The 26,116-nt window shown below is 32.3% G+C and carries 22 protein-coding genes; 11 read left to right on the forward strand and 11 right to left on the reverse strand.

Annotation, left to right across the window (positions count from 1 at the left end; translation table 11 throughout):
• Window positions 1-24: 24 nt before the first annotated feature.
• Together Q0828_RS15285 and Q0828_RS15290 are read left to right on the forward strand one after the other, a co-directional pair.
• Window positions 25-1,110: a glycosyltransferase gene (locus tag Q0828_RS15285; protein WP_298422854.1), complete on the forward strand. Its 1,086-nt coding sequence runs from the start codon at window positions 25-27 to the stop codon at window positions 1,108-1,110.
• Window positions 1,111-1,113: 3 nt separating this feature from the next.
• The gene (locus Q0828_RS15290) at window positions 1,114-1,539 is read left to right on the forward strand and encodes an FdtA/QdtA family cupin domain-containing protein (RefSeq protein ID WP_298422857.1); all 426 of its coding nucleotides are present in this window, start codon (window positions 1,114-1,116) and stop codon (window positions 1,537-1,539) included.
• A 68-nt stretch (window positions 1,540-1,607) separates the two neighbouring features.
• On the opposite strand, the gene Q0828_RS15295 is transcribed toward Q0828_RS15290, so the two are convergent.
• The 4 genes from Q0828_RS15295 to Q0828_RS15310 are packed head-to-tail and all read right to left on the reverse strand — an operon-like array spanning window position 1,608 to window position 4,855.
• Window positions 1,608-2,549 (reverse strand): glycosyltransferase family A protein, encoded by a 942-nt coding sequence (locus tag Q0828_RS15295; protein ID WP_298422860.1) that lies wholly within the window; start codon window positions 2,547-2,549, stop codon window positions 1,608-1,610.
• Window positions 2,549-3,445, reverse strand: coding sequence for a glycosyltransferase family 2 protein (locus Q0828_RS15300; RefSeq protein WP_298422863.1), 897 nt, complete (start codon window positions 3,443-3,445; stop codon window positions 2,549-2,551). The genes Q0828_RS15295 and Q0828_RS15300 overlap by 1 nt, the downstream gene beginning before the upstream one ends.
• Window positions 3,430-4,182, reverse strand: a complete 753-nt coding sequence (locus Q0828_RS15305) for a class I SAM-dependent methyltransferase (protein WP_298422866.1) — start codon at window positions 4,180-4,182, stop codon at window positions 3,430-3,432. Before Q0828_RS15305 ends, Q0828_RS15300 begins: the two co-directional genes overlap by 16 nt.
• Entirely contained in the window at window positions 4,175-4,855 is a 681-nt protein-coding gene (locus Q0828_RS15310; RefSeq protein WP_298422869.1) for an ATP-binding cassette domain-containing protein, read from the reverse strand. Before Q0828_RS15310 ends, Q0828_RS15305 begins: the two co-directional genes overlap by 8 nt.
• Window positions 4,856-5,301: 446 nt before the next feature.
• Between Q0828_RS15310 and Q0828_RS15315 the strand changes: the two genes are divergently transcribed.
• From Q0828_RS15315 to Q0828_RS15325, 3 genes are all read left to right on the forward strand, one after another.
• Window positions 5,302-8,337, forward strand: a complete 3,036-nt coding sequence (locus Q0828_RS15315; RefSeq protein WP_298422872.1) for a tetratricopeptide repeat protein — start codon at window positions 5,302-5,304, stop codon at window positions 8,335-8,337.
• A 52-nt stretch (window positions 8,338-8,389) separates the two neighbouring features.
• A complete protein-coding gene (locus Q0828_RS15320; protein ID WP_298422875.1) occupies window positions 8,390-10,150 on the forward strand; it encodes a TonB-dependent receptor in 1,761 nt (586 codons plus the stop codon).
• Between the two features lie 221 nt (window positions 10,151-10,371).
• Window positions 10,372-11,997, forward strand: coding sequence for an amidohydrolase (locus tag Q0828_RS15325; RefSeq protein WP_298422878.1), 1,626 nt, complete (start codon window positions 10,372-10,374; stop codon window positions 11,995-11,997).
• Window positions 11,998-12,026: 29 nt separating this feature from the next.
• Here Q0828_RS15325 and Q0828_RS15330 read toward each other — a convergent pair whose 3' ends face one another.
• From Q0828_RS15330 to Q0828_RS15345, 4 genes are all read right to left on the reverse strand, one after another.
• Window positions 12,027-12,851 (reverse strand): hypothetical protein, encoded by an 825-nt coding sequence (locus tag Q0828_RS15330; protein WP_298422881.1) that lies wholly within the window; start codon window positions 12,849-12,851, stop codon window positions 12,027-12,029.
• Between the two features lie 3 nt (window positions 12,852-12,854).
• On the reverse strand, window positions 12,855-13,373 hold the full coding sequence (locus Q0828_RS15335; protein WP_298422884.1) for a hypothetical protein: 519 nt from the start codon (window positions 13,371-13,373) through the stop codon (window positions 12,855-12,857).
• Window positions 13,374-13,376: 3 nt separating this feature from the next.
• The gene (locus Q0828_RS15340; protein ID WP_298422887.1) at window positions 13,377-14,279 is read right to left on the reverse strand and encodes a hypothetical protein; all 903 of its coding nucleotides are present in this window, start codon (window positions 14,277-14,279) and stop codon (window positions 13,377-13,379) included.
• A gap of 205 nt (window positions 14,280-14,484) precedes the next feature.
• A complete protein-coding gene (locus Q0828_RS15345) occupies window positions 14,485-15,024 on the reverse strand; it encodes a DUF2911 domain-containing protein (protein WP_298422890.1) in 540 nt (179 codons plus the stop codon).
• Window positions 15,025-15,221: 197 nt separating this feature from the next.
• On the opposite strand from Q0828_RS15345, the gene Q0828_RS15350 reads away from it, so the two are divergent.
• The 3 genes from Q0828_RS15350 to Q0828_RS15360 all read left to right on the forward strand — a co-directional run bounded on the left by Q0828_RS15350 (window position 15,222) and on the right by Q0828_RS15360 (window position 18,349).
• On the forward strand, window positions 15,222-15,377 hold the full coding sequence (locus tag Q0828_RS15350) for a hypothetical protein (protein ID WP_298422892.1): 156 nt from the start codon (window positions 15,222-15,224) through the stop codon (window positions 15,375-15,377).
• 181 nt (window positions 15,378-15,558) lie between these two features.
• The gene (asnB, locus tag Q0828_RS15355) at window positions 15,559-17,223 is read left to right on the forward strand and encodes an asparagine synthase B (protein ID WP_298422895.1); all 1,665 of its coding nucleotides are present in this window, start codon (window positions 15,559-15,561) and stop codon (window positions 17,221-17,223) included.
• Between the two features lie 106 nt (window positions 17,224-17,329).
• On the forward strand, window positions 17,330-18,349 hold the full coding sequence (locus Q0828_RS15360; RefSeq protein WP_298422898.1) for a dipeptide epimerase: 1,020 nt from the start codon (window positions 17,330-17,332) through the stop codon (window positions 18,347-18,349).
• Here Q0828_RS15360 and Q0828_RS15370 read toward each other — a convergent pair.
• The 3 genes from Q0828_RS15370 to Q0828_RS15380 all read right to left on the reverse strand — a co-directional run bounded on the left by Q0828_RS15370 (window position 18,346) and on the right by Q0828_RS15380 (window position 21,464).
• Window positions 18,346-19,401: an AAA family ATPase gene (locus Q0828_RS15370; RefSeq protein ID WP_366523599.1), complete on the reverse strand. Its 1,056-nt coding sequence runs from the start codon at window positions 19,399-19,401 to the stop codon at window positions 18,346-18,348. The two genes, Q0828_RS15360 and Q0828_RS15370, sit on opposite strands and share 4 nt — an antisense overlap.
• Window positions 19,402-19,548: 147 nt before the next feature.
• Entirely contained in the window at window positions 19,549-20,319 is a 771-nt protein-coding gene (locus Q0828_RS15375) for a hypothetical protein (protein WP_298422901.1), read from the reverse strand.
• A gap of 131 nt (window positions 20,320-20,450) precedes the next feature.
• Window positions 20,451-21,464: a T9SS type A sorting domain-containing protein gene (locus Q0828_RS15380; RefSeq protein WP_298422904.1), complete on the reverse strand. Its 1,014-nt coding sequence runs from the start codon at window positions 21,462-21,464 to the stop codon at window positions 20,451-20,453.
• Window positions 21,465-21,846: 382 nt separating this feature from the next.
• Here Q0828_RS15380 and gyrB point away from each other — a divergent pair, with 382 nt between their 5' ends.
• From gyrB to mdh, 3 genes are all read left to right on the forward strand, one after another.
• The gene (gyrB, locus tag Q0828_RS15385) at window positions 21,847-23,784 is read left to right on the forward strand and encodes a DNA topoisomerase (ATP-hydrolyzing) subunit B (protein ID WP_298422907.1); all 1,938 of its coding nucleotides are present in this window, start codon (window positions 21,847-21,849) and stop codon (window positions 23,782-23,784) included.
• A 168-nt stretch (window positions 23,785-23,952) separates the two neighbouring features.
• Window positions 23,953-25,002 (forward strand): DUF6588 family protein, encoded by a 1,050-nt coding sequence (locus Q0828_RS15390; protein WP_298422910.1) that lies wholly within the window; start codon window positions 23,953-23,955, stop codon window positions 25,000-25,002.
• A 98-nt stretch (window positions 25,003-25,100) separates the two neighbouring features.
• Window positions 25,101-26,027 carry a malate dehydrogenase gene (mdh, locus tag Q0828_RS15395; protein WP_298422913.1) on the forward strand — a complete coding sequence of 309 codons (927 nt, stop codon included), beginning with the start codon at window positions 25,101-25,103 and terminating at the stop codon, window positions 26,025-26,027.
• Window positions 26,028-26,116 lie beyond the last annotated feature (89 nt).

Here is a 26,116-nt window from a genome sequence, read left to right on the forward strand (position 1 = left end):
CGTGAAAGATAGTAGGAAAACTTTATGCAGCAAAATTCTAAAAAGAAAATATGTATAATTGTCGATAGTTTAAGTGTAGGTGGTTCAGAAAAGCAAGCAGCTAGCTTTTCAAAATCATTACACAAGCAAGGATTTGACGTTTCTATTATCGCTCTAAAAGATCAAATTACCTATTCATACGATGGAAAATTATATAACCTTGGTCTTCAGGAATCTTCGATGAAAATTATCAAACAGGTCCGTAAATTTTTTGCATTTAAAAAAGCATACAACGATTGTAATGCAAATGTATATATTGATTTCAGAATACGAAGTAGAGTTTGGATGGAGCGCTTACTACATCGATTTATATTTCGTTCTGAAAAAATGATCATGATGGTACATAGTTATGAAATAGCATGGCATATTCCTAAAAGTGATTTTTTTAAGAAAATTTACAATAAAACAAAAGCAATTGTTGCTGTTTCCAAAGGAATAGAAGAAAAACTAATTGCAGATTACGGATTTACAAATACGATTCATATTCCTAATTATATTATTGAAACAGAAAAAGTTCAGGAAACTCAAACCATTTTTCCAGAAAATTACATTGTAGCTGTTGGACGCTTACAAAACGACATCAAACAATTTGATCGTTTGATAGAAACTTACAAAGCTACTAACTTAGCCCAAAAAAATATTCAACTATTAATTTTAGGTGATGGAGATGATAAAGAATCTTTGCAAAATTTAATTGAAAAATTAGCACTTACAAACCATGTAAAATTGATGGGATTTGTTGAAAATGTAGCTGAATATATAAAAAATGCAAAATATTTAGTGTTATCAAGTAGGGTAGAAGGCTTTCCAATGGTTATAATAGAAGCATTGAAACAACAAACGCCTGTAATTTCATTTGATTGTAAGTCTGGACCAAATGAAATTATTCAAGAAAAAAGCAATGGTTTGCTCGTTGAAGATCAAAACTTTGTGAAGTTAAAAGATGCTATGATACTGTTGGTCGAAAATATAGACTTGTATGGGAAATGTAAACAAAATACAGTATCTTCCATAAAAAAATTCACTGAAAAACTAGTAATCCAGCAATGGATTCACCTCTTAAACAACTAAAATATGTCTACTACTGTAGCTGATATACAACTTATAACCATCCCCAAAATAGAAGATTTTAGAGGGAATATTTCTGTTATTGAAGGAGAAACTATTCCTTTTAAGTGTAAACGCGTATACTATTTATATGACATCCCTAGTGGTGCAAAAAGAGGCGGACACGCGCATGTAGAACAGCATGAAGTACTCATTGCATTGAGTGGAAGTTTTGAGGTAATATTTAAAGATGGAACAGAAAAAAGACGCGTATTATTAAATAAACCCAATCAAGGTTGTTTAATTCCACATGGAATTTGGCGCGAATTGGAAAACTTTTCTTCAGGTGCAGTTTGTTTAGTATTAGCTTCTGATGAATTTGATGAGTCTGATTATATTCGTGATTATCAGGATTTTGTGATAACAAAAGAGAATGTAAAACTTTCTAAGTAGTATACATGCTATTGAATATAGAGAATGTTTTGTGTTTTTAATCTAACATTTTTATCAAACAGCCTAACTTAAAACGAAGTAACTTTAATATTATACTTCAATAAAATACCTTTTAGCTTCTTAAGTAAAATTGAAATAAATCGTGGACTTTTTAAAAGTAAGCGTTGTTTTAATGTCAAATTAGCATAATCTATTTGTTGTAACATTTTCTTTTTTTGCAGCTTAGCATTTTCTAAATGATACAAGGACGCATAAATATATCGATACAAATCCAAAAACTTTTTTAATGAAACATTATTCTTAGCTAAAGTTTCATAGCGATCTAAATCGGGAAGTGTTTTTTTGCTAATAGCACTTCTAGTCATTTGATTAGGAACATCAAAATGCATTTTTACCAACGATTCATAGTGATATGCTACTTTATGTTTTGAACCATATTTTATATAAAAATCAATATCTTCTGAAAATGTAATTGCAGAATCAAAAACGTTTGAATCTTCACAAATAATTTTTTTAAAAGCCAAACAACTTGGATTGAAAATAGGTTGAAACATATTTGCAATAAAAAAATCATTCACCACAAAAGAAGTACCTTTTAATGAAATAGGAATATTTTTTTTAGATTCAATTGCTTTATGAGTAGTGTAAATTTCACTGTAATCAGTTCCGTAGATAGCTGCTTCAGGAAATGAATCGTGTAAATTTTTAATTGTATCTAAAAAGTTAGGAAGCCACATGTCATCAGCATCTAATAGTGCGATAATGTTTCCTTTTGCTTTGGAAATTCCAACATTTCGAGTAGCTGATAATCCTAAATTTTTAGGATTATCAATAATTGAAATTCTAGGATCTGAAATTGTAGAGACAATTTGTAAACTGTCATCTGTACTAGCGTCGTTTACAACAATGATTTCATAATCTGAAAAATGCTGTTGCAATACACTTTCAATGGTTTCTTGAATGTACATTGCTTTGTTGTAAAGCGGAATAATAACAGAAAATAAAGGCATTATTGGCGTTTGTCTAAGTAACAAAGATACGTTAATCGATACAAGTCAAAAATAAACATTGAAGGATTTTTAGACAATAGGTTTTTTTCAAATAATTTTCCAAACCAAGTATACATTATTGATAACAAATGATTTAGTCCAAACTTTTTAACGCGTGAAAATACTTTCGTTATTAAAATGTCATTGGGTTCAATTAAGTTATTCTTCATGAATAAAATTAGCACTTCTACTGACTCCATTGATTTTTGAATAAACCCTTTGCTTGTGTCTAAACCTAGGTGATATACAGGATTGTGAATATGTGTCATATGCACTTCCTTATGCTTTAAGTCATTTGCAAATAAGGTGTCTTCATGTCGTGCATTTGGAATTTCTTCATTAAATTTTACACGTTCAAAAACATCTTTTCGGATTAAAAAACTCAAGGTTAAAAAACGTAAATATGAAGCTTGTTGACGTTGAGAAACGCTCAATGCTTCACGTTCTTTTCCATAAATCCAACGCAATACATTTTCCTCTTTTGGTTTTTCTTGTTGGTATAAAATACCTCCATAAATTACTTCTTTTTCATCAGAAATTGATGCTACATACTTGGTGATATAATCTTCGGCAACAGGCAATACATCTGCATCTAAAAATAACAACCATTTATAAATTGCCTTTTGAGCTAACAAATTCCGAATTCGGCTGCGACCGATATTCTCAGGTAAAATTGTGTACGAAGCATTCGCTAATGAATTAATATTTTCGTTTTGCTTTATGGAATCTACATCTTTTGAATGATCATCTAAGCATAAAATTTCAAAAATATAATCCGTTTTAGATAGCTGTGCGTGTAGTTGTTTTACCAATGGGTAAATGTCATAATTATAGGTAGGAATTAAGATTGACAACATTGTTTGGTAGCAATTAAAATAGTTTCAGGAGAAATATATCCATAATATTTATCATGTTCTGTTGGTTCAAAAGTAAGCGTTTTTACCTGAAAACCAACATTTGTCAATCTTTCTTTCAGTCCTTTAGGTGAATAAATTCGAACGTGGTCTTCCTGACCAAAATGTTTCAAACGATCTTCGGGACTTGTAATAGCTTCATTTTCATAAATAATTCCTTCTTTGAAAGGTGTCTGAATAAAAACAATTCCATCAGGTTTGGTAACTCTGTATAATTCTTGCATTGCTTTTGTGTCTTCTGAAATATGTTCCAATACATGGAAACAAATAATGCGATCAAAAGAAGCGTCTTTTTGATCAATATTTGTAATGTCAAAATGATGATCAGCAATAAATTCATCTTCATAATCGGAAGTGATATATGAAATGTCTGTGCGTTTTTTTAGTTTTCTGTAGATATTTCTTGAAGGTGAAAAATGCAGCACATTTCCTTGCAAAGAATATTCAGTATGTAATACATTCCAAAGACGACGATTTCGAGCTAAACTTCCACAAAAAGGACACAAGAAATCATTTCTTTTTAGTTTGATAAAAGAACCTAGTTTTTTATCACATACAGTACATTGATGTGATTTTCCTAAATAAAAAATACCATAAAAAAACCTGAAAAATGGTTCATTATTAAAGATAAAACGCTTTGGTAGTATCTTTTTAAGGGTGTTTTTGAGTGTATTATACATTCTTCTGAACCACTTCGAAGACTTTGCCTCCGTCGCATTTAAGAGTTTTAGAAGGATATTTTAAAATCAAAGCATAATCGTGAGTCGCCATTAAAATGGTACGTCCGTTTTTATTGATTTCTTGTAGTACTTGCATTACTTCCATACTGGTTTGCGGATCTAAATTTCCAGTAGGCTCATCAGCAATAATAAGTTCCGGATCATTTAAAAGTGCACGCGCAATTGCAATACGTTGTTGTTCTCCTCCAGAAAGTTGATGTGGATATTTGAAGTTTTTCGTCTTCATACCTACTTTGTCCAAAACTTCATCAATTTTAGCTTCCATTTTTTCTTTATCTTTCCAGCCGGTAGCTTTCAATACAAATAATAAATTAGCTGCTATAGTTCTATCATTGAGTAGTTGGAAATCCTGAAAAACAATCCCTAACTTTCTACGTAAAAAAGGAATTTCTTTTTCTTTCAATGTTTTCAAATCAAAATCAACAATACTTCCTTCTCCTTCTGTCAAAGGTAAATCGCCATACAAAGTTTTAATAAAACTACTTTTCCCTGAACCAGTTTTTCCTATCAAGTATACAAAATCACCTTTATTAATAGCAAGGTTGATATCTGATAGAATAAGATTTTCTCTTTGAAAAATAGAAACGCCTCTAAGGTTGAGAATTTGCTCCATGTATAGTGAATGATTTTAAATCGAATACACAAAGTAAACAAATATAATTCATAATCTGGTTTTTCACTATCGCAAAATTAATATTGAGCGATTTTTACCTGTTTGTTGAGTTGTTTCTTTAGATGATTCAACTTAATACTCACAATACTAAATTTCGAATTCAGGACTAAAAAATATGTATTAGGTAATACTAATATCTCAATTCTTACTGAAAAATATAATTATCCTAAAAAACACACGTTATGTGATTAAGACAATTGTGTTTTTCTTAACAAAAAGCAAGTACGGAAAGTTAGCGAAACAGATATATTTGCGTTAAGTTTGTAAGTAATAAAAAACCAATCTTTATGATGTGTTAGAACTTTATTATGAAAGTTTGAAATACCAATATATCATCAAGATTTTTAATCGCAATTCATTGCAAAACTCATAAAATAACAAGATTCATGAGCAAAAAACATCTTCAATTTATGCTATGCTTCATGTTCGTATGTTTTCAACTATCATACGCACAAAAAACCAAAGTGTACACACATGATTTAAAAGATTATAATGAAGCATTACATTTGTATAACAGTAAACAATATCAAGCTTCACAAGCACTTTTTGATCGTGTAAAAGGCGATACTAAAGATTATGAAACAGAAGCCAATTGTGCATATTATATAGCCAATTGTGCTGTTCGATTAAATCAATTAGGCGCAGATCGTATGATGGAGGATTTTGTAAAAAGATATCCAACAAGTACCAAACGAAATTCAGCGTACATTGATGTAGCAGATTACTATTTTGAAAATGGAAGATATTCACGTGCGTTAAAATGGTATGACAAATCAGGTGAAAACAATTTGACAAATTCACAACGAGAAGACTATAACTTCAAAAAAGGATACGCCTATTTTACATCCAAAAAATATGATGAAGCTAAAAAGTATTTTCAAAAACTATTAGATTCTCAAAAATACGGTTCACAAGCAAAATATTATACAGGATACATTGCGTATCAAGAAGATAAATATGAAGAAGCAAACGAGTATTTTGAAGGCGTTTCTCAAGAAGATGAATTCAATGAAAAACTATCATATTTCAAAGCAGATATGAATTTTAAGCTTGGAAACTTTCAAAAAGCAATTGATTTATCTAAAAAGGAATTGCCAAATGCTGATAGAAAAGAAATTTCTGAACTCAATAAAATTATAGGAGAAAGTTATTTCAATCTAAAAAAATATGACGAAGCTATTCCATATTTAAAAGCATATAAAGGTAAAAAAGGAAAATGGAACAACACAGATTTCTACCAATTAGGATATGCATATTATAAGCAACAAGATTATGAAAACGCTATCAAACAATTCAATAAAATTGTAAGCGGAAGCAACTTTGTAGCACAAAATGCTTACTATCACTTAGGTGAATGTTACTTAAATACAGATAAAAAACAACAAGCATTGAATGCATTTCGTAATGCTTCACAAATGGATTTTGATGTAAAAATTCAAGAAGATGCCGGATTAAACTATGCGCGTTTGAGTTACGAAATAGGGAATCCGTACGAAAGTGTTCCTTCTGTATTAACTTCATACCTTAAAAAATATCCAGAAACAGAACACCAAGCCGAATTGGAAGAGTTATTAGTAAGTTCATACATTACGTCAAAAGATTACGAAGCGGCGTTAAGCTTATTAGAAGCAAGTAAAAAATACAGTGACAAAGCAACATATCAAAAAGTAGCATTTTACAGAGCAATTGAATTATTCAATGATGGAAAATATCAAGATGCATTAACATACTTTGAAAAATCATTGAAAGAAAACGAAGCGCCAGAATATACAGCACGAGCTACTTTTTGGAAAGCGGAAACTAATTATTTATTAGATAATTATGACATTGCATTAGCTGGTTTCAAGTCGTTTGTAAATGCAAATATTACAGATACGGAAGAATCAGAAACCATTGATTATAATTTAGCATATACGTACTTTAAACAAAAAGATTACTCAAATGCAATTGTAAACTTTGAAAAGTTTATTGCAAATAACGGGGATGATAAAGGCCGTGTAAATGATAGTTATTTGCGATTAGGAGACAGTCATTTTGTAACAAGTAAATATGCTGATGCTATTAAAGCATATGATAAAGCAATTGCAATGAAAGGTGTGGATGAAGATTACGCATACTTTCAAAAAGCAATTAGTTATGGCTTTACAGGAAAAACAAATACAAAAATTAGTGAATTAGATAAGTTTACCAAAAAGTATAAAAAATCATCATTACGTGATGATGCATTGTACGAATTAGGAAATACATACATTAGCGAAGAAAAAATTGAAGATGGATTAAATACGTATGAAGAGATGGTGCAAGACTATGCAAAAAGTTCATATGTACCCAAAGCAATTTTAAAACAAGGATTGATTAATTATAATTCAGGAAAAAATCAAGTCGCATTGACGAAGTTTAGAGCAGTTGTTGCTAAATTTCCAAATACAGAAGAATCGGTTCAAGCTGTGGAAACTGCAAAATTGATTTACATTGAATTAGGTCAAGTGGAAGTATATGCAAACTGGGTGAAAAATCTAGATTTTGTAGATGTTACAGATGCAGAATTGGATAACGCAACGTATGAAGCTGCTGAAAAACAATTCATCCAAAACAATACAAAGAAAGCTATAGAAGGATTTGAAAAATATATACAGCAATTTCCAAATGGATTGCATGCTACCAATGCAAACTTCTACTTAGCACAATCATACTTTAGTCAAGGAGAAACGCAAAAAACAATTCCGTATTACGAATTTGTATTACAGACAGAGCGTAACGAATATACAGAGCAAGCCTTGGCGCGTTTAGCACAAGTATTCTTAGAGACAGATAGTTATACCAAAGCAATTCCAGTATTAAAACGATTGGAAGAAAGCGCTGATTTCCCACAGAATATCACGTTTGCACAATCAAACTTAATGAAAGCGAATTACGAGCTTAACAGTTATGAACAAGCTGTAAGTTATGCTGAAAAAGTATTGGCAAACGAAAAAATAGATGATCGAATCAAAAGTGATGCGCACGTAATTATTGCACGCTCTGCAATTGCTACGAATAATGAAGATAAAGCGAAATTAGCATACCAAGAGGTACAAAAAATTGCCAATGGAAAACTAGCGGCAGAAGCATTATACTATGATGCGTATTTCAAAAACAAAGAAGGAAGTCATGATGCATCTAATACGGCGGTTCAAAAATTGGTAAAAGACTATTCGAGTTATAAGCAATTTGGCGCAAAAGGATTAATTCTAATGGCGAAAAACTTTTATGCCTTAGAAGATGCATTCCAAGCAACATATATTTTAGAAAGTGTTATTAAAAACTTTACGGATTATCCTGAAGAAGTTGTAGAAGCAGAAAAGGAATTAGCTAAAATCAAAAAAGAGGAAGCTAAACGTAATTCATCTGTAACGCCAGCTGAAGATAATGATGGAAACTAATCCTAAAGACGACATTTTGAAATCAAACATAAACATACAAAGCAAGCAATTTATGCGAAACCAAATATTAAAATCAAGTTTTATTCTAGCGATATTCTTTATGGCTAATTTGGCGAATGCTCAGAAAACAGAAGACGAAAAAGAGAAGGAGAAGGAAAAAAACATCGGAACGGAAGTTGTAAACGTAGTACGATCGTATACACCTACAATTTCGGATGCTTTCAAAATAAAACAAACACCTTCATTAAACGATAAAGAAACAAACAAAAAGAAGGAAATTAAATATTCTATTTTTTCGTTTCCAGTAGCGTCAACATTTACGCCTGCAAAAGGAAAAGCAGAAGGGTTGAAGAAAGCAAAAAAAGTAAAACTATACAATACGTATCTATCACTTGGTTTAGGAAATTACAATACAGCTGCACTTGATTTTTACACAAGTAGAGCGATTAGTAGAGACGAAACATTTGACATCTCTTTAAATCATCATTCTTCGCAAGGCGGAATTGACAATGTACAATTAGATGATAAATTCTTTGATACAAAACTAGACTTAGCATATATCAATCGTGGACGTGATTTATCATGGAAAGGAAAATTAGGATATCAACATCAGGTTTATAATTGGTATGGATTGCCAGAAGGTTTCTTAACGCCTGATCAAATAGGAACAATAAGTGAACAACAAACATATCATAACGTGTATGTTGGTGCGGATGTAAAAATGGAAGACTCGTTTTTTAATGGAGGAACTGTATTATACAGAAGAATGTTTGATGCGTTTAGTTCAGGAGAAAATAGATTAATACTTCAGCCTGAATTTGAAGTAGCAATTGCTGGTGAATTGATCAAAACAGTTGTAGATATAGACTATGTTGGGGGAACGTTCAAAAACAATATCGTAGGTACAGGTGGAATTGATTATAGTAATTTAAAAGCTGGAATCTCACCAAGTTTAGTGATTCTTAGAGATGACCTAACGGTAAACTTTGGAGCAGGAATTTATTATGGTTTAGATGCTGAAAACAGTAAAAATGATATTTACATCTACCCAAGAATTACAGCGCAATACAAATTAAGTGGTGATAATGTAATCGCTTACGCAGGAATAGAAGGTGATTTAAAACAAAATTCATATTACGACTTTGTACAAGAAAATAACTTTGTGTCACCAACGTTAGCAATTGCTCCAACTGATCAGCAATATAATGGATATTTAGGAATCAAAGGAAAGCTAACATCAAGTGTGAGTTATAATGCACGCGCTTCATATATTGCTGAAAACGGAAAAGCATTGTTTCAAGTAAATGAATTCAATCCTTCTGCAACTTCAGATAATGGATATACCTACGGAAATTCATTCAATGTGCTATATGACGATGTAAATACAATATCAGTATTTGGAGAAGTAAACGTAGATATTACAAGTAACTTTAAATTTGGAGCAAAAGCAGAATACTTCAATTATAGCATGGACCAACAAGCAGAAGCTTGGAACTTGCCAGAATTGGAAGCTTCTATCTTTGCAGATTATCAAATCACTGAAAACTGGTTTGCTGGTGCAAATATTTTCTTCATTGGAGAACGCAAAGATTTAGTAACGAGTGCAGGTGGAATTATTGCGCCAACATCAACAATTGTTACATTAGATAGCTTTATTGATGTGAACGCACATTTAGGATATCGTTTCAATGATAGGTTAACGGCGTTTGTAAAAGCAAACAATATTGCCAATCAAGATTACCAACGTTGGGTAAATTTCCCAGTGCAGCAATTTCAAATCATGGCAGGAGCAACATATAAGTTTGACTTCTAAAAGATAAAATAGAGTATAAATAAAAGCGTTCAATTCACATTGGACGCTTTTTTTGTGAATTTTATTCAATCAAACTCAAAACATCTACGAACAATTTTAAAAAATTGTATTTTTAATTCCTTAAAAAGTCTCTTCGAGTGATTTTCGCAAAGAAATAAAGAAAGTTATATCGAGAAGTGCTAGAAATACGTTTTAATTTTCAAACACCAAATCAACTCAAAATGCATAAACTAACCATTTTCATTGCAATCACATTGCTGTTCACATCTTGTACGGAAAAAGAACAAGTAGATATGATTGTTACCAACGCAAAAATTTATACAGTAGATTCAGAATTTTCAAAAGCTGAAGCATTTGCAATAAAAGATGGAAGATTTATTGCTGTTGGAGATAAAAGTGAAATCTTAGAAAAATACAAAGCAGCAGAAACGATAGATGTAAATGGAAGAACTGTTTTTCCAGGATTTATAGATGCGCATTGTCATTTTTATGGTTTAGGAATGAACATGCAAAGTGTAAATTTAGTAGGAACAAAAAGTTACAAAGAAGTACTTGCAAAAGTTGTAGCGTTTCAAAAAGAAAAAAAAGTATCATTTATAACAGGACGTGGTTGGGATCAAAATGATTGGGAAGTACAAGAATTTCCAACAAAAGATAAATTAGATGAGTTGTTTCCAGATACACCAGTTGCATTAACGCGTGTAGATGGACATGCATATTTGGTAAATCAGAAAGCATTGGATTTGGCAGGAATAAATCCTGAAACAAAAATAGCTGGTGGCGAAATACAATTGAAAGATGGAAAGTTAACAGGGATTTTAGTAGACAATCCAATGGATCTAATTGATAAAATCATTCCAAAGCCATCTAAAAAGCAACAAATTGAAGCTTTAAAAGACGCAGAAAAGGCATGTTTTGATTATGGTCTAACAACCGTTAATGATGCTGGATTGGACAAAAGCGTCATCAATTTAATTGATAGTTTGCAGAAAGCAGGCGCGTTACGCATGCGTATGTATGCAATGATTAGCAATACACCCGAAAACGTAGCACATTACATTAACAAAGAACCGTACAAAACGGATTATTTAAACGTCGGATCATTCAAAGTATATGGAGATGGCGCATTAGGTTCGCGTGGAGCTGTTTTAAAAGATTCATATACAGACAAGGAAAATCATTTTGGTGCAATGGTTATAAGTCCAGAAGAATTGTCAAAACTAGCAGCACGAATTGCTAAGACGAAATACCAAATGAATACACATGCTATTGGCGATTCGGCAAATTATCAAGTGCTAAAAACCTATGCAAACGTACTTAAAGGGCAAATAGACCGTCGCTGGAAAGTAGAACACGCACAAGTAATTGATGAAACCGATTTTGTACAATTTGAAAACAAAAACATCATTCCGTCAGTACAACCTACGCACGCTACAAGTGATATGTATTGGGCAGGCGATCGTTTGGGAGAAAAACGTTTAAAAGATGCGTACGCATATAAAAAACTATTAGATATTTCAGGTCAAGTTGCTTTAGGAACGGACTTTCCAGTAGAAGATGTAAGTACGTTTAAAACATTTTATGCGGCTGTAGCCAGAAAAGACTCAGATAACTATCCAAAAGATGGTTTCCAAAAAGAGAATGCCTTATCTCGCGAAGAAACACTAAAAGGGATGACCATTTGGGCAGCATATAGCAATTTTGAAGAAAACGAAAAGGGGAGTATTGAAGTTGGGAAATTTGCAGACTTTATCATTTTAGACAAAAACATCATGGAAATTCCAGAAAACGAAATTCTAAAAACAACGGTTCAATCTACATATGTAGCTGGGAAAAAAGTAAAATAGATTATTTTCAAAATCACAGCAATTCAAAATTATAAAATCCAATACTCAGCTATTTGAAATGCGCAATATATAATAGTTATATAGGTAGCTATAAATGCCCAGAAAAAAGAGTTGAGTCCCATAACTAATGCATTCATCAAATGAAAAGCAAATCCCCATCCTAAAAATACGATCATTCCAGGATATCCAGTAATTAAAACCAACGGAAAAGTGCACTCAATAACTACGGTAGACCATGTTAATAATTTAGTCATTGGTGCATTATCTTTTAATACGGAAGCGATAGGTTTAGAACCGTATGTTGAAGTATTAAATATTAAAAAAACGGCATTCGGTTTGGTTGTCCATTTTTCACCTTTAGCTTTATAAAAACCTGCTGTGAAATACGATAAAATTGCTTGTAAGCAAATAAACCAAATTCCTGCATTAGCTATCATGTAGTTGCTCGGGTCAATACTATAAATAAACAACGTAACTAAAATAATAGACGACATTTGATCGGAACCATCTTGCCCATAAATACTTCTATAATTTATTAACAATGTCGTGATTATGATGATAGCGATCAGGAGAGTTTCAAGCGTGTTTCCTAATATAAAAGTTAATAGGACAGCAATAACCTGAACAGATAGTATACCTAGAAAATTAGGATATTTTAAAAAGAAACTTAAAAAATCATGAATTCCTTTGTGTTGCGATGTCTTCGTAGAAGAAATAATTTTCCAACTAAAAAGAGCATCATCTTTATACGTTTTCCAATTGTATAATAACTCTAAAGATGAGATTAAAATTCCAATAAGTGCAACGTATTTAACGCACAAATACACAAAAGTGATATCCGTAAACTGCTCCATAATTTAAATCTTATGAAATTCTGACCTGAAAATTACTACAGGTTTACTTTCTGTAAAGTGTCCGTAAGATTCCATGATGATAAATTGTGTAGCTGTAGCTGAATTTTCTCTTGGAATAGAAGCAATAAAATTTAACAAAGCAATATAAGGAAGCGTTGTTTTATATTCATTATCCTTCATATCCTTTGATAAAGTGATCAAGGAAGATACTGCATCCGACAATACTTTTTTAGTTCTTTTTTTAGGATTCCATAGAGCTCCAATAAGCGATCTGTTGCTACTGAGTTTATATTCTTTCCAATAACTGCCAGTACTAGAATTGACCTTGTCTCTATATAACAAATGATAATCTGTTGTGCCTGGATTGGGCGCAAAAAATGACCAAAATGGAATTAAAGAGAAAAGGTCTAACTGTCTTAAAAAAGTGCTAATTTTAGTTTTATTAAATTGACAAAATATAGAGATGAGTAACCAAACACCAAAAAATGTAAGTATACTAAAAGTATATATTTGAGATGTCATTCATTACGATTTTAGAAGTTTATTTCTCAAATTAAGTAATTCGCTAACCGAAGCTTCTGAGTCCGTACTGTGCAACATGGAAACCTCTTTTTTAGAAACCTTATTTTGAGCATCTTTTGCAACATTTCTTAATCGTAAAAGTGCTTCCTCGCCACCATCACCACCAACACCTTGTCCAACTCCTTCAGTAAGTTCAGCTGTGTCAACAGCAGTTTTTGCTGTAACATTAGTTGCTCTAGCAGTTTCTTTAGCTGTTTCCGCTGCTGTGTGTACGATATTTTTAAAGAAACTAGCTTGAGGACTAAAATTTACCGTGACAGAATTGTCATGTGTAGGGCATTCTACTAAAGCAGCAAGTTCAATAGCTGAAAGTTGCGGAGGAAAAACACCAATGACAGCTGTGTAGTTTGTTTCATTAGCTTCTTTTGAAAGGATAGTTGTAGTAAGTTTTTCCAAATTAATATTTCCACCGTAAAAATCAATAGCAATAAAATTAAATCCAAGTTGTGGATCTAAAATCATATCAGTTAGAATCATTTCATTTTCGTAAGAAATAGAAAAAACAGACGAAACATCATTTTCAAGAATGCTATTTTCTTTTCCTTCTTGTGTTGCTATTTTATTTGAAAGTGTTTCAAAAACAGTAATCATATCACTATCACGTTTATAATGCAACGCATTCGTAAAATTATTTACTAAGTTTTCATCTTTTGTAACAAGCGCAACCATTGTACCTCTTTTAATCATTTTCAAACAGTCTTGGTCTTCCACTTTAACAACATTCGTAGGTAAAGCATCTTTTTTCCAAGAGGTGAAGCTACCTGTAATGTTTAAATAATCATTCATAAAAAGATGTCTTTCTCGAAGTGATTCAGCAATGTTTTTAATACTAATTGAAGTTTCCATAAATGTTTGGTTAATCAAATTAAATTAATAGAATAGGGTTTAACTTGGTAGGGATTCTATAAATATAACACTTTGTATGTTAATAATTAACAATAGAAAGTACTTTTAGTATTCAGAAGTTCAATATATAGAACAAAAAAAACTCAGAAGTCTTACGACCTCTGAGTTCTTCAAATAACCAATAATAACAATAAATAAAGAATAATTAAAAACTAAACGGTACAGCAACGCTGATATTGTCCCATGCTAATACCATGTTGGTACCATCAGTTTCTTTTTTGAATGCAATTGAAAAATATTCAACTGTATCAATATTTTTAACAGGAACATCTAATCGGGCAACGTCTTTATCTTCGTCATAATAATAAGAACCCCAAATGTCCGTGTCTGAATTTAAAATAATTGTCCAAGATTTTTTTCCAGGAATCGTAAATAATGAATACGTTCCAGCCTTGATTTCTTTTTCGCCTAATTTTACATCTTGAAAAAACGTAACCTCAGTAGCTTCATTTGCGCCAGTTCTCCATACTTTACTATACGGAACTAAATTTCCAAAAATAGATCTTCCTTTCTTTTGAGGTCTTCCATAGACAACCTTAATCACAGGAGGCGCATTTCTTTTTGCTTTAAAATAACTAATATCATGAGGGCTTTTGTCAATATCGCTAAATTTTTGAGCAGAAGCATCAACACTACAAAGTAGTAGTGCAATAAAAAAAACGGTAGCTAAAAAGCTTTTTTTCATGATGAATTATTTATGATATAAAACTACTAAAACTTATTCTTAGAATAATGTTAAACTTTTACTAGAGATGTTAAAATTCTGCTGATCTTCAAAAACTATCATGTAAACATATATATTATCTTAATAAGTACGGTGAAGCCATACAGACCTTTCATGGAAATGCAATAAGTTTAAGTAATAATTTAAAAACCAATCTCATGAAAAAAAGAAAACAAATTCAACGCTTACAATTCAAAAGAAACACTATTGTAAATCTTTTCAATAGAAAGAATATCAAAGGAGGATTTAAAGACTTTACAGGAGATTCTTGCTTTGAAGTCTGTAATACGGATCTGAGAAACTGTACTTGGTGAGAATAATACATTACATTTTTATAGTCTGTAAGTTTGTTCGTCTTTTTTAGGTTTAAAATTTTCAATTGACACTTAAATAATCTTTTTTAGTTTTAAATTATAACTATAAATAGTTGATATGTTTTTAAAATGAAAGTTTAAATTCATATTTGTAGTGTAATTATAATAAAAAGAAAAGATTATGTGTGGAATTGTATGCGCTTTTGATCTAAAAGAAAAAACAGAAGTATTAAGACCTCAACTTTTAGAGATGTCGAAAAAAATCCGTCACCGTGGACCAGATTGGTCAGGAATATATAGTAATGAAAAAGCAATCCTAGCGCATGAGCGTTTAGCAATTGTAGATCCAGCTTCTGGAAAACAACCATTATTCAGTGAAGACAAACAATTAGTATTAGCCGCAAATGGCGAAATATACAATCATAGAGAATTACGTAAGCAATTTAAAGATTCATATGTGTTTCAAACACAATCCGATTGTGAAGTAATTCTAGCATTATACAAAGAAAAAGGAAGTACATTTTTAGATGAATTAAATGGAATCTTCGGTTTTGCAGTGTACGATGTACAAGAAGATCGATATTTAGTTGCCCGAGATCATATGGGAATTATTCCTTTATATATTGGTTGGGACAAAAACGGAACATTTTATGTAGCTTCTGAATTAAAAGCATTAGAAGGCGTTTGTAGTAAAATAGAAGTATTTCCTCCAGGATACTACTTAGATAGTAAAGAAGGAGAATTAAAAAAATGGTACCAACGTGATTGGATGGAATATGAAGCAGTAAAAGAAAACCAAACAAGTATTGACGAATTGCGTGAAGCATTAGAAGCTTCAATTCACAGACAATTAATGTCTGATGTTCCTTATGGAGTATTACTTTCAGGTGGATTAGATTCTTCTATAACATCTGCTGTCGCGAAAAAATATGCGCAAAAACGTATAGAGACAGACGATCAAAGTGAAGCTTGGTGGCCACAATTACATTCGTTCTCAATTGGGTTAGAAGGTTCTCCAGATTTGGCTGCAGCCCAAAAAGTCGCAGATCATATTGGAACTATTCATCACGAAGTAAAATTTACGATCCAAGAAGGATTGGATGCGATAAAAGATGTAATTTATCACTTAGAAACCTATGATATTACGACAATTCGCGCTTCGACGCCTATGTATCTATTAGCAAGAGTCATCAAGTCTATGGGGATTAAAATGGTACTTTCTGGAGAAGGAGCTGACGAAATTTTTGGAGGATATTTATACTTTCACAAAGCGCCAAGCGCAGAAGAATTACACAAAGAAACGGTTCGTAAGCTAGACAAGTTATATCAATACGATTGTTTACGTGCCAACAAATCCTTAGCTGCTTGGGGAATTGAAGGTCGTGTGCCTTTCTTAGATAAAGAGTTTATGGATGTAGCCATGCGCATCAATCCAGAAGATAAAATGATCAACGGCAAACGTATGGAAAAGTGGGTATTGCGTAAAGCTTTCGAATCCTACTTACCAGAAAGCGTAGCTTGGAGACAAAAAGAACAATTTAGTGATGGAGTTGGGTACAGTTGGATTGACACCTTAAAAGAATTAGTAGAAAGCGAAGTATCTGATGAGCAATTGGCAAATGCTAAGTATCGTTTTCCAATTCAAACACCAAGAGCCAAAGAAGAATACTATTACAGGACTATTTTTGAAGAACATTTCCCATCAGAAACTGCTTCATTAACGGTTCCATCGGTTCCTTCAGTAGCATGTAGTTCGGTAACAGCATTAGAATGGGATGAATCATTCAAAAACATGAACGATCCTTCAGGAAGAGCAGTAGCAAATGTTCACGAAGAAGCGTATTAATTTGCACACACACTTTTATACATAATTACACTTTTAAAAAGCGTCATATTAAATCAATATGACGCTTTTTTATTTTCGAAATAAAGAAAACAACTATCTTTAAAACATGAAACTAACCATAACCATACAAAACTTTGAACTGCCTTTAAATAATCCGTTTACAATTTCGCGATATACGGTTACGGTTCAAAAAACGGTGGTAGTTTCAATATCAGATGGAAACTATACAGGTTATGGAGAAGCAACAGTCAATCCTTATTATAACAGTACTATTGAAAGTTTAAAGGCTTCCGCCAGAAGTGTCAAATCTGTACTTGAAGCTGTTGAAGAAAACACACATCCTACGAAGCTCTGGAAACAATTAGAACCGCATTTAAACGACAACTACTTTGCGTTATGCGCAATTGACTGTGCGTATTGGGATTTATATGCAAAACAACAACAAAAGCCATTACGAAGATTTTGGAGTGAACATGATGAAAACTTACCCAAAACAAACTTCACCATAGGAATTGATTCTGTTGAGGTAATGAAATCAAAAATTCAAGAAACGCCTTGGCCTATTTATAAAATCAAATTAGGTACAAAAAACGATTTAGAAATCATTCAATCACTTCGCGAAATTACAGATGCAGTTTTTCGAGTAGATGCTAATTGTGCTTGGACAATAGAAGAAACACTTAAAAATGCAGAAGCTTTCAAAAAAATAGGAGTTGAATTTATAGAACAACCACTAAAAGCAGACAATTGGGAAGGCATGAAAATTCTAAAAGAAAAAAGTGTATTACCTATCATTGCGGATGAAAGTTGTCAACAACTCAAAGATGTTTCAATTTGTGCAGACGTTTTTCACGGAATCAATATCAAACTTATGAAATGTGGAGGCATTACACCGGCATTACAAATGATTCAAATCGCGAAAGCAAAACAACTCAAAATAATGGTAGGTTGCATGACAGAATCTACCATTGGAATTTCAAACCTTACTCAATTCGCGCCTTTACTAGATTATATAGATGCTGACGGAGCGATGTTGTTGCAAAATGATATTGCAACTGGCGTAACATTTACTAATGGAGAAATTACTTATGCTGATAAAAATGGTTCAGGCGCTATTTTAATTTAGTTATTCTTTGCTACATAAACCCAAGCTTTTTTACCAGAAGCAAATGTTTCTAAAACTCTTTCATAATCATCTACTTCATACGTATCTGTATCTAATAACTCTTGTTCTGTTATCTCAAAAATAACACCTTCAATAAAGTCATCATTATTATTTGTTTTTATTGCGATAGGATGAAACTCTTGTTTGCTTTTTGTGAGTACTTCAGTGTCGGTAATTTTTAAAGAATCTAGCGTGTAGTTTTTTAAAGAGTCTTTACTTCCAGTTAAAACACGTCCATAAGTTTCTTGTTGAACATTTTTTAATTGCAATGTTCCATACGAAAACAAATATTGAGTTATTTCAATAGCTTTTAATTTTTCGGCAGCAATGATGTATTTCTTTATACTATGGATGACAATATCTTTAGCCTCAGCATATGAAATATTATATACTCTTGTAAGCTTTTGATATTTTTTAGGATACTTACTTAAAAGGTCTTCATAATAACGATCTAAAGCTTCTTTATTTGGCAAATCGTATTGAAGCCTTAATTGGAAACGTCGTAACAAAGCTGTGTCTATAATTTCTACATAATTTGTTGCGGCAATTAACAAAGTTTCGTTCGATAAATAATCGATGAGTTGAATGGTTGTATTTACAATACGTTTCATTTCTCCAGAATCTTTACTGTCGTAATCTCTAATCTTTCCGATATAATCAAATTCATCAAGAAATAGAACAGCTTGTTCACGAGCAGCTTTTTTAAATATATCCGTAATATTCTTAGCGGTTTCCCCTAATTTGGAAGAAACAAAATTTCCTAAATTCAGAATAATGATTTCTTTATTTAACTCCTTTGCAATAGCTTTCGCTGTAGCAGTTTTTCCACAACCAGTATGACCGTGTAATAGTATTTTATTTGCTATTGGTAAATCATACAGCTTTAAAGCTTCAAAATAATTAAACTCATCAAGTAATTGCTCTAGCTGTTTTTGGTTGTGAGTACTTAAATGTAGTTCATCTAAAGAGATGGAAATTTCATTAGATTTCAGTATTAAATCATATAATCTCATATATTATTTTTGAGTACGTATGTAATAAAATACAAATATAATATGGACTCCTAACCAATTCAAGCTTTTAAGGTTAATTTTAATGATTTTTTATCTTTCAAATAATTGAAATTACATAAGCGCAAACAAATCAGGAATTACTCTCCATTAAAACCCATTTAATTTATTTCCCGCAAAAGGACTCTTAAAAGTAATCCAATTTGTAGCTCTAGCTGCTTTTCCATCCGAATTTATAGGTGTAAAACGCACTTTATACATTCCTTTTCTATTAAAGCTAAATGCGCCAGAGCACATATCATGACCAACACTAATTTTATTATTATAGGATTGAATATAGTATACACTTGTAGTATTTGTTGAAACATCAAGAAGTTCAGTTCTGTACCAAGTTTTCTTGCTTGGATCGTTCTTTACGTCAAAAATGGCATTAGCTTCTGGCCCACAACCATAATACTCTACACGTGAAGTTTTGTATGTAGCGGAAACTGGTGTCGAAAATGTTTTGCCGTATTCTTCAGTACTAGTAATCCAATACAAAGGCTTTTTATCACCATAAAATCGAGATTGCATATCTTTAGTTTCTTTATCAGTTTGATTCTCGTATTTTAAAAAATATTTCGTGTTTGATCGCAATGTTTTTGAAGGCATAAAAATAGCTTGTGCTAAATTCATTTGACTATACAAAATCTCTTGTAATTTTAATTCAACAAGTTCGCCAGATTCACTTTTTAAATATACTTTTCGATTCTTAAATGTCTTAATAGTTTTAATATTCATTGCATACCCCTGAATAATAAACATTGCATTGCGATTTATCTTTTCTTGCATCGGATAAAATTGGATTCCAAAGGCTGAGCAATCTGCAATCACAGATTGAAAGCTTAACAAAAGAGTAAATAGAAATAGTAGTTTTTTCATAATAGTCGGTTTCATAGATATTTATCAAACACTATTCCATAATTAATAAAGTTGTTTAAATGTAAGCCATAAAAAAACGCTCAGAGTTCCTATATTGCTCTGAGCGTTTTAATTTTTATATAAGTAAACTATTACTGTTTCATAAATTTCTTTGTAGTTGTAGCACCTGTTTCAGTTTCAAGCGTTACAAAGTACATTCCTTGTTGTAAATTTGACACTGAAATACGCTCAGTTTCAACAGTTGAACTAAATACATTTCTTCCTTGCATATCTACAATAGAAACACTTTTAATAACTTGATTATCTTTAGAGTCAATTGTTATAAAATCTTTAGCAGGATTCGGATACAACTGAAAATTTGAAGCATCAACCGTATTTCTAGAAAGTGTAACGGCTGTATTACGCTCATAAGTTTCAGTAGTTTGGTTGATACCTAAAAATGCAGAAACTAAAGTAGCATTAGTATATCTAAATGCGATATTATCAGCAGTATTATCATAATAGTAATACGTAGTTTGTGTCAATGTTCCAATATTATTAAAAATAGGAGGAATGCTAAAACTTAATGTCTGATCAATACGTAAACGTGTTACAGGTGATGAATAATCAGGAAAAGTCGGATCAGGAATGTTTAATGTTCCATACGCTTCAACAGTTGCTGTAAATGTTCCTGTAAAAGTACCACTAGTTCCCATAAATGTAAATGTTCCTGCGGCAGTTCCTGAGTTATTAGCTCCAAAGTTTAATGGAAATAAGCCTACAAAAGCATTTGTAGAGCTGTAATTTAAAACAATATCACCTTGTGAAGCACCAGTAATATATGTTCCACTTCCATCAGTTCTTTGGAAAAATTCACTTACCGTTGGTGTACCACCTTGTGTAGTAATTGATAAAACTTCTGTAGTCCCTGGATATGTAGTCAATTCTGCTGCTGTTGGCGGGGCATAGGTATCAATATTTGTTCCTCCTGCAGTTAAATTATTAAATGTCCAAATTGCGTTCATACCTGTTGGTGATTGATCAAGTGCAGCTGCGGGTGTTACAATCGTAAAATCTGTGTTTGGGTCACTGTTAAACGAAGAAATTGTTTGTGAATAGGTTACGAAGCTAAAAAGCAGCGCAACTAAAAGTAATTTTGTTTTCATTGATTCATGTTTAATAATAGTTGTTAGTGTAACAAATCTACTAAAAACAAAAGAGAGGCGTAGTAAAAAAGTTTTTTTTTGCTGTAAATACAAAATTTAAAGCATTTTAAGTAAAAAAATAAAGCTCAAAATATCGTTTCTGAGCTATTCTTTTCATATTCTAATCAGGCGTCCGTAAAAAAACAACTTCAAAATGCTGAAAAAGCTATTTTAAGCCATTCTAAGCAATTTTCTGTAAAAAGCTTAAATGTTAATAACTATTTAAAAAGCAGCTTAAAAGTATGTAAAAATGAATTTTTGAAATATTATATTTGTTCTTTAGCGATTAAAAAATAAGAACGCGCGAAGCAGTTCTAAAAATATAAAACTAAGGAGAACATTTATGAGCGAAGAAAGCAAAAATCAATATTCCGCTTCCAGTATACAAGCATTAGAAGGAATGGAACACGTACGTATGCGTCCTTCCATGTACATTGGAGATGTTGGAGTTAGAGGTTTACACCACTTGGTATATGAAGTTGTCGATAACTCTATTGATGAAGCATTAGCAGGTCACTGTGATACGATTACGGTTGTCATTAATGAAGATAATTCTATTACTACAGAAGATAACGGTCGTGGTATTCCTGTAGGAATTCATGAAAAAGAAGGTGTTTCTGCATTAGAAGTTGTAATGACTAAAATTGGTGCCGGAGGAAAATTCGATAAAGATTCCTATAAAGTATCTGGTGGATTACACGGAGTTGGTGTAAGTTGTGTGAACGCATTATCAGACCATTTAAGAGCTACTGTTTACAGAGATGGAAAAATTTGGGAACAAGAATACGAAAGAGGAAAGCCATTATATCCCGTAAAAGCAATTGGTGATTCTGATAAAAGAGGGACCGCTGTAACGTTTAAACCTGATGCTTCTATCTTTACACAAACGTTAGAATACAACTATGAAACGCTTGCTAATCGTATGCGTGAATTGTCATACCTTAATAAAGGAATCACAATTTCATTAGTTGATAAACGTAACAAGGATGAAAAAGGAGAGTATGTTGGTGAAGTTTTTCATTCAGATGAAGGACTCAAGGAATTTATCAAATACCTAGACGGAAACCGTGAGCAAATTATTGAAGATGTTGTTGCCTTTGAAGGAGAAAAAAACGGAATTCCTGTTGAGGTTGCTATGACGTATAATACTTCATATTCTGAAAACTTACATTCGTATGTAAACAACATTAATACACACGAAGGAGGAACACACTTATCAGGATTCAGAAGAGGTTTAACGCATACGCTGAAAAAGTATGCGGAAGGAACTGGAATGTTAGACAAATTAAAGTTTGATATTTCTGGAGATGATTTCCGTGAAGGATTAACAGCAATTATATCTGTAAAAGTTGCAGAACCTCAATTTGAAGGACAAACCAAAACAAAACTAGGAAACCGTGAAGTATCAGCGTCTGTAAGTCAGGCTGTATCTGAAATGCTAACGGATTACTTAGAAGAACATCCAGATGATGCCAAAACCATTGTGCAAAAAGTGGTATTAGCTGCGCAAGCACGTCATGCCGCTCAAAAAGCGCGTGAAATGGTGCAGCGTAAAACGGTGATGAGCATTGGAGGTTTGCCTGGGAAGCTAAGTGATTGCTCTGAGCAAGATCCTGCAAAATGTGAAGTATTTCTTGTCGAGGGAGATTCGGCAGGCGGAACTGCAAAACAAGGTCGTGATCGTATGTTTCAAGCAATTTTACCATTACGTGGTAAAATCCTAAATGTTGAAAAAGCGATGCAACACAAAGTTTTTGAAAACGAAGAAATCAAAAATATTTTTACTGCCTTAGGTGTAACAATCGGAACAGAAGAAGATAGTAAAGCATTAAACCTTTCAAAACTAAGATATCATAAAATTGTAATTATGTGTGATGCCGATGTCGATGGATCGCATATTGCAACTTTAATCTTAACATTCTTCTTCCGTTACATGAAAGAATTGATTGAAAACGGACACATTTACATTGCTGCGCCACCACTATACTTAGTGAAAAAAGGAGCAAAACGTAGATATGCTTGGGATGATGATCAACGTGATTCTATTGTTAATGAATTTGGTGGAGGTGCAAACATTCAACGATACAAAGGTCTTGGGGAAATGAATGCTGAACAATTATGGGATACAACAATGAATCCTGAGTTTAGAACATTACGCCAAGTAATGATTGATAATGGAGGAGAAGCGGATAGAGTATTCTCAATGTTAATGGGAGACGAAGTTCCGCCACGTAGAGAATTTATCGAGAAAAATGCAGTATATGCAAATATTGATGCGTAGCTAAAAGACACTCACTCAAAATTATATCAAAAGCAATTACTTATCTATTAAGTAGTTGCTTTTTTTTGTGCTCTTTTCTCAAAATTGAAAAGAAAAAGGGGGAATTTCCTCTATGTATTATATTAGTTTTTTACTACTTTTAAAATCAGTAAACTTAACCTAACAAAAATGAAAAAACTAAAAGCCTCGATCATTATTCTTTTAATGATCACTTCTGTGAAAGCCCAAGAATTAGAAAGCCTCTTACTTGCTGGAGATGATGCAAGTAAACTTACTGAAAATTATATGAATCCTTTAATGGAAGGATTATTATACAGTATCAATGGTGGTTGGTATACAACTGCTAAAACGCATAAGAAATTTGGTTTCGATATCACCATTTCTGCAAACTTAAGCTTTGTCCCAAGCGCTAAGCAAAACTTTACATTCAATCCTGCCGATTATGAATTTCTAACAACTGCAAACGGAGAAACATCGTTGCCAACAGTAATGAGTGATAGTAGTGCTGAAACTACAATAGATGTTAGTATTCCTATTGATGGAACAAATACATTCAAAGTGGGAAGTTTTAATATGCCAGGTGGAATAGCAGAAGATTTTCCTATAAATGCAGCGCCAGCACCAATGATTCAAGTTGGAGTAGGGTTGCCAACAAAAACAGACGTGAAATTACGATTCGTACCAAAAATCAACTTTGACGATGATGTAGAAGCTAGTCTTATAGGATTTGGTCTGCAACACGATATTACACAATATTTTGGACCTATAGATAAATTACCATTAAGTGTTTCTATTCTTGGAGCATTTACAAACTTAAAAGCTACATATGCTATCAATGATGATAGTCTAACGGATAATGTAAGCATTCAGAATGGTGAAACAGAATTCACAATGAATGCTTGGACAATTCAAGCTATAGGTTCGTTAGATTTTAAAATAATTACCTTATATGGTGGTTTCGGGTATAACAATGGGAAATCTGAAATCAATATAAAAGGAGATTATAGTTTAACGTATGACGTGCAAGACAGTAATGGGAATAACGTTGCAACTGTAACAGAAACGATCTCTAATCCTGTAAATCTAGACTTTGAAGCTAATGGTGTTCGAACGACACTTGGAGCGCGACTAAATTTAGGTCCTGTAAAAATATTTGGTGATTACACCTTGCAGAAATTCAATACCTTAACGGCAGGTATCGCATTAAGTATCCGATAAATACCTTACTGTAAATAATTCAAAATAACATTGTTTTTCCGTATAAAAAATGTGACCTTTGCAGCGTTAAAAACAATACATCAAAAAAATATAAAAATATGAAAGTTACAGTTGTAGGAGCAGGAGCCGTTGGTGCTAGTTGTGCAGAGTATATTGCAATCAAAAATTTTGCTTCAGAAGTGGTTTTATTAGACATTAAAGAAGGATATGCTGAAGGAAAAGCAATGGATTTAATGCAAACAGCTTCTCTAAATGGTTTTGATACAAAAATCACAGGAAGTACAAATGACTACACAAAAACAGCTGGTAGCGATATCTGTGTAATTACTTCTGGAATTCCTCGTAAACCAGGAATGACACGTGAAGAGTTAATCGGAATCAACGCAGGAATTGTAAAAACAGTTTCTTCAAGCTTAATAGCACATTCTCCAAATACAATCATCATTGTTGTAAGTAATCCAATGGACACAATGACGTATTTAGTTCACAAAACTACAGGATTAGCTAAAAATAGAATCATTGGAATGGGTGGAGCTTTAGATAGCGCGCGTTTCAAATACAGATTAGCAGAAGCATTAGGAGCACCAATTTCTGATGTTGATGGAATGGTAATCGGAGGTCATAGTGACAAAGGAATGGTTCCTTTAACAGCACATGCAACTCGTAACAGTGTAAAAGTTTCTGAATTCTTATCAGAAGAACGTTTAGAAGAAGTAAAACAAGCAACGAAAGTTGGTGGAGCAACATTAACAAAATTACTAGGAACTTCTGCATGGTACGCACCAGGAGCAGCAGTTTCAGGATTAGTTCAAGCAATTGCTTGTGATCAAAAGAAAATGTTCCCATGTTCAGCTTTATTAGAGGGTGAATACGGATTAGACGACTTATGTATTGGTGTTCCAGTAATCTTAGGAAAGAACGGAATTGAAAGTATCGTAGAAATCGAATTAAGCGATGCTGAAAAAACTCACATGACAGAAAGTGCTGAAGGTGTAAAGAAAACAAACGGATTGTTAGAATTATAAAATTCTAAAAACATATATTTATAAAAATCCTCATGATTATTTTCGTGAGGATTTTTTATTTTCATCTATATTATAGTAATTTGATATAA

The sequence above is a fragment of the uncultured Kordia sp. genome (genome assembly GCF_947496985.1).
GTDB lineage: Bacteria > Bacteroidota > Bacteroidia > Flavobacteriales > Flavobacteriaceae > Kordia.